At 54.3% G+C, this 4,238-nt stretch carries 5 protein-coding genes; all 5 read left to right on the forward strand.

The features are described 5' to 3' along the window. A partial coding sequence (locus ACEYDX_RS03090; protein WP_373740572.1) for a proton-conducting transporter membrane subunit occupies positions 1–1,049 on the forward strand: 1,049 nt, incomplete at its 5' end. 149 nt (positions 1,050–1,198) lie between these two features. After that, positions 1,199–1,480 (forward strand): AbrB/MazE/SpoVT family DNA-binding domain-containing protein, encoded by a 282-nt coding sequence (locus ACEYDX_RS03095; protein WP_373740573.1) that lies wholly within the window; start codon positions 1,199–1,201, stop codon positions 1,478–1,480. Next, a complete protein-coding gene (locus ACEYDX_RS03100) occupies positions 1,477–1,881 on the forward strand; it encodes a type II toxin-antitoxin system VapC family toxin (protein ID WP_373740574.1) in 405 nt (134 codons plus the stop codon). Before ACEYDX_RS03095 ends, ACEYDX_RS03100 begins: the two co-directional genes overlap by 4 nt. A 119-nt stretch (positions 1,882–2,000) precedes the next feature. Further along, the gene (locus ACEYDX_RS03105; RefSeq protein WP_373740575.1) at positions 2,001–3,521 is read left to right on the forward strand and encodes an NADH-quinone oxidoreductase subunit M; all 1,521 of its coding nucleotides are present in this window, start codon (positions 2,001–2,003) and stop codon (positions 3,519–3,521) included. Positions 3,522–3,531: 10 nt separating this feature from the next. Beyond that, positions 3,532–4,238 (forward strand): NADH-quinone oxidoreductase subunit N (locus ACEYDX_RS03110; RefSeq protein ID WP_373740576.1); only part of this gene is annotated, 707 nt, incomplete at its 3' end.

The following is a 4,238-nucleotide window of genomic DNA, read 5'->3' on the forward strand; positions in this document are numbered from 1 at the left end:
AATTGGGCTATATGACCGTGGCTTTGGGCGTGTCGGCCTATTCGATTGCGATGTTCCATGTGATGACCCACGCCTTCTTCAAAGCCCTGCTGTTCTTGGCTGCGGGCAGCGCCATTATCGGTATGCATCATGATCAGGATATGCGCCATATGGGCAACCTGAAAAAATACATGCCGATTACTTGGCTGACCATGCTCATCGGTAATTTGTCGCTCATCGGCACGCCGCTGTTTTCCGGTTTCTATTCCAAAGACAGCATCATCGAAGCCGTTAAATTCAGCAACCTGCCCGGCAGCGGCTTCGCCTATTTCGCCGTGCTCGCCAGCGTGTTCGTCACCGCATTTTACGCGTTTCGCCAATACTTTATGGTGTTCCACGGCAAAGAAAAATGGCGCGAAATCGAACACCATCATTCAGACGGCCATGATGACGGCCACCATCACGGATTGGGTAAAAACGACAATCCGCACGAAAGCCCGTGGGTGGTCACCCTGCCGCTGGTTCTGCTGGCCATTCCGTCCGTCATCATCGGCTACATCGCCATCGAACCCATGCTCTACGGCGATTTCTTCAAAGACGTGATTTATGTGAACCACGCCGAACACACCGTGATGAGCCAAATGAAAGAAGCCTTCCACGGCCCCTTGGGCATGGTATCGCACAGCCTCGTTACCCCCGTGCTCTACCTTGCGCTTGCAGGCGTGGCCGCCGCGTGGTTCCTGTATGTCAAAGCCCCGCACCTGCCCGCCAAAATCGCCGCCGCGTTCAGCCCGGTGTACAAACTGCTCGATAACAAATACTACCTCGACGCGCTCTACTTCAACGTATTCGCCAAAGGCAGCCGCGCACTCGGCACGTTCTTCTGGAAAGCGATCGACACCGCCATCATCGACAACGGCATCGTCAACGGCAGCGCAAAAGCCGTCGGCGCCATCGCCGCCCAAGTACGCAAAATGCAGACCGGCTTTATCTACACCTACGCCGCCTTTATGGTTTTTGGCGTGCTGGTGCTGATTGTGGCGTTTTTCTGGGGGCTTTGGTTTAAATAAGGCCGTCTGAAAAATTTGTTTGACGGACAGCCCTCTCCCACAGGGGCGGATGACAGAAACCCTAAATATCTTCAGGCGGCCTGTTCTTGCTGTTCGCTTAGTCGGTAAGGTAAAATAAACCTTACTGGATATTTCGGAAGGAACCGACCATGGCGACTACTTTACGACTAAGCAGCAAAAGCCAAGTCACCTTTAAGCAGGAATTTCTGCACCATTTGGGTATCGGCGCGGGCGATGAAATGGAAGTGTCCAAGCTGCCGAACGGCGAATTGCGGATTCGTGCGAAGGCCAAACCCGTACAAACCAAAAGCATCCGCGAGTTTGCAGGCCGTCTGAAAAATCATGCTGATGTACATCTGAGCGTGGAAGACATGAATCAGGCCGTTGCCGAAGCCGCTGTGCAGGGTGCGGCTATGGAGCGGAAACCGTGAGCAGTATCTCCATCGATACCAATGTGTTGGTGCGGCTGTTTGTGAACGACGACGAAGCGCAGCAAAATGCGGCTGTCGAGTTGTTGGAACAGGCTGAAAGTGTGGTTATTCCTACCACTGTTTTGATTGAAACCGTATGTGTATTGAACCGCAGCTATAAAATTCCGCTGGCCGATATATTTGCACTTTTACGAGATTTTATTTCTTCCGTGCCTAAACTGGTTGTGCAGGAAAACGAAATCGAAGCAGGTTTTGCCGTAATGGCGCGCAATGGCGATTTTGCCGACGGTGTGAATGCTTTCTGCGGCGCCATGCTCGGCGCGGAACAGTTTGTTACCTTCGACAAACAGGCGGCCAAGCTGTTGCAGGAAACGGGTGTGCATACCGTTTTATTAAAATAAAACGCAAAAACGGCTGCGTGCCTGACAAATCAAGTTCAGACGGCATCAAGGCTGCCTGAAAGGCCGTCTGAAACCCCGCATAACATAACAACCTTTAATTAACCCCACAGGAAAAAACCATGTTTTCCAACCACCTTCTCAGCTTGGCCATATGGGTGCCGATAGCGGCGGGCGTGCTGGTCTTGGCGACGGGCGGCGACAACCGCGCGCCGCTGGCCCGCATCCTTGCGTTTATCGGTTCGCTGGCCGGATTTTTGGTTACGCTCCCGCTGTTTACGCAGTTCAACCGTTCGAACGGCGGCTACCAGTTTACCGAGCTTTACCAATGGATTCCCGCGCTCAACATCAACTACTCGCTGGGTGTGGACGGTATTTCGGTGCTGTTCATTATCCTGAACGCGTTTATCACGCTGATGGTTGTGCTGGCGGGCTGGGAAGTGGTGCAGAAACGCCCGGCGCAATATATGGCGGCGTTCCTGATTATGAGCGGCCTGATTAACGGCGCGTTTGCGTCACAGGACGCGATTCTGTTTTACGTGTTCTTTGAGGGCATGCTGATTCCGCTGTATCTGATTGTGGGCATGTGGGGCGGCCCGCGCCGCGTGTATGCTTCGGTGAAGCTGTTTCTCTACACGCTGATGGGTTCGCTGCTGATGCTGGTGGGTTTGGTTTATCTGTCTTATCAGGCCGGCGGCAGTTTCCGGATTGAGGATTTCCAAAACCTGAAACAGATTCCGCTGGGCGTGCAGCAGTTGCTGTTTATCGCGTTTTTCCTGTCGTTTGCCGTGAAAGTGCCGATGTGGCCGGTGCACACTTGGCTGCCTGATGCGCACGTTGAAGCGCCGACGGGCGGTTCGATGGTGTTGGCGGCGATTACGCTGAAAGTGGGTGCCTACGGTTTCCTGCGTTTTATCCTGCCGATTTTGCCCGATGCGTCGCGCTTTTTCGCACCTGCGGTGGTGGTGCTGAGCCTGATTGCGGTGATTTACATCGGCATGGTGGCGTTGGTGCAGACCGACATGAAAAAGCTGGTGGCGTATTCTTCCATCAGCCACATGGGTTTCGTTACGCTCGGCCTGTTTGCGTTCAGCGGTCTGTTTTCAGACGGCCCTTTGGGGCAGTTGAACGACTGGGCGGTTAAAGGCGCGATTATCCAAATGATTTCGCACGGTTTCGTGTCTGCCGCGATGTTTATGTGCATCGGCGTGATGTACGACCGCCTGCACACGCGCAACATTGCCGATTACGGCGGCGTGGTGAACGTAATGCCCAAATTCGCCGCCTTTATGATGCTGTTCGGCATGGCCAACGCCGGTCTGCCCGCCACTTCGGGCTTCGTGGGCGAATTTATGGTGATTATGGGTGCGGTGGAAGTGAATTTCTGGGTGGGCGCATTGGCCGCGCTGACGCTGATTTACGGCGCGTCGTACACGCTGTGGATGTACAAACGCACGATTTTCGGCGAAATCACCAACCCCGAAGTGCGCGAAATGAAAGACGTGAACTGCCGCGAATTCGCCATTCTCGCCATTCTCGCCGTGGCCGTATTGGGCATGGGCTTGTGGCCGGAGCCGATTATCGACGTAATCCATCAGGCGGCGAACGATTTGATTATACAAGTGGCGAAGAGCAAGATTTGAGGTGTGAAGAATGAACTGGACTGATTTGAACTTAATGCCCGCCATGCCTGAAATCGTTTTGCTTTCGGCTTTGTTTGTGGTTTTGCTGGCGGATTTGTGGCTGTCCGACAAAAACCGCTACATTACCCATATCCTGAGCCTGTGTACGCTGGCCGCCGCCGCCGTTGCGCAATGGCTGGTGTGGACACCCGACAGCGTTTACACCTTTAACGGCATGTATATTGCAGACGGCATGTCGCGTTTGTCGAAAATGGTGATGTATGCCGGTTTGTTTGCCCTGCTCGTGTACAGCAAGCCGTATAACCAAACGCGCGGCATTTTCAAAGGCGAGTTTTACACCTTGTCGCTTTTTGCCCTAAGCGGCATGAGCGTGATGGTGAGCGCGGGGCATTTCCTAACCGCCTATATCGGTTTGGAGCTGTTGTCGCTGTCGCTTTATGCCATGATTGCCCTGCGCCGCGATTCGGCCAAAGCCGCCGAGGCCGCGTTGAAATATTTCGTGTTGGGCGCGCTCGCTTCGGGCTTGCTGCTGTACGGCATTTCCATGGTATATGGCGCCACCGGTTCGCTGGAGTTCGCCACTGTGCTGGCCACGGCCTACGACGGTCAGGCGCAGGAATGGCTGCTGAAGCTCGGCGTGGTGTTTATCGTGGTGGCGGTGGCGTTCAAGCTGGGTGCGGTGCCGTTTCATATGTGGGTGCCCGATGTGTATCAGGG

Source organism: Neisseria sp., assembly GCF_041804105.1.
GTDB lineage: Bacteria > Pseudomonadota > Gammaproteobacteria > Burkholderiales > Neisseriaceae > Neisseria.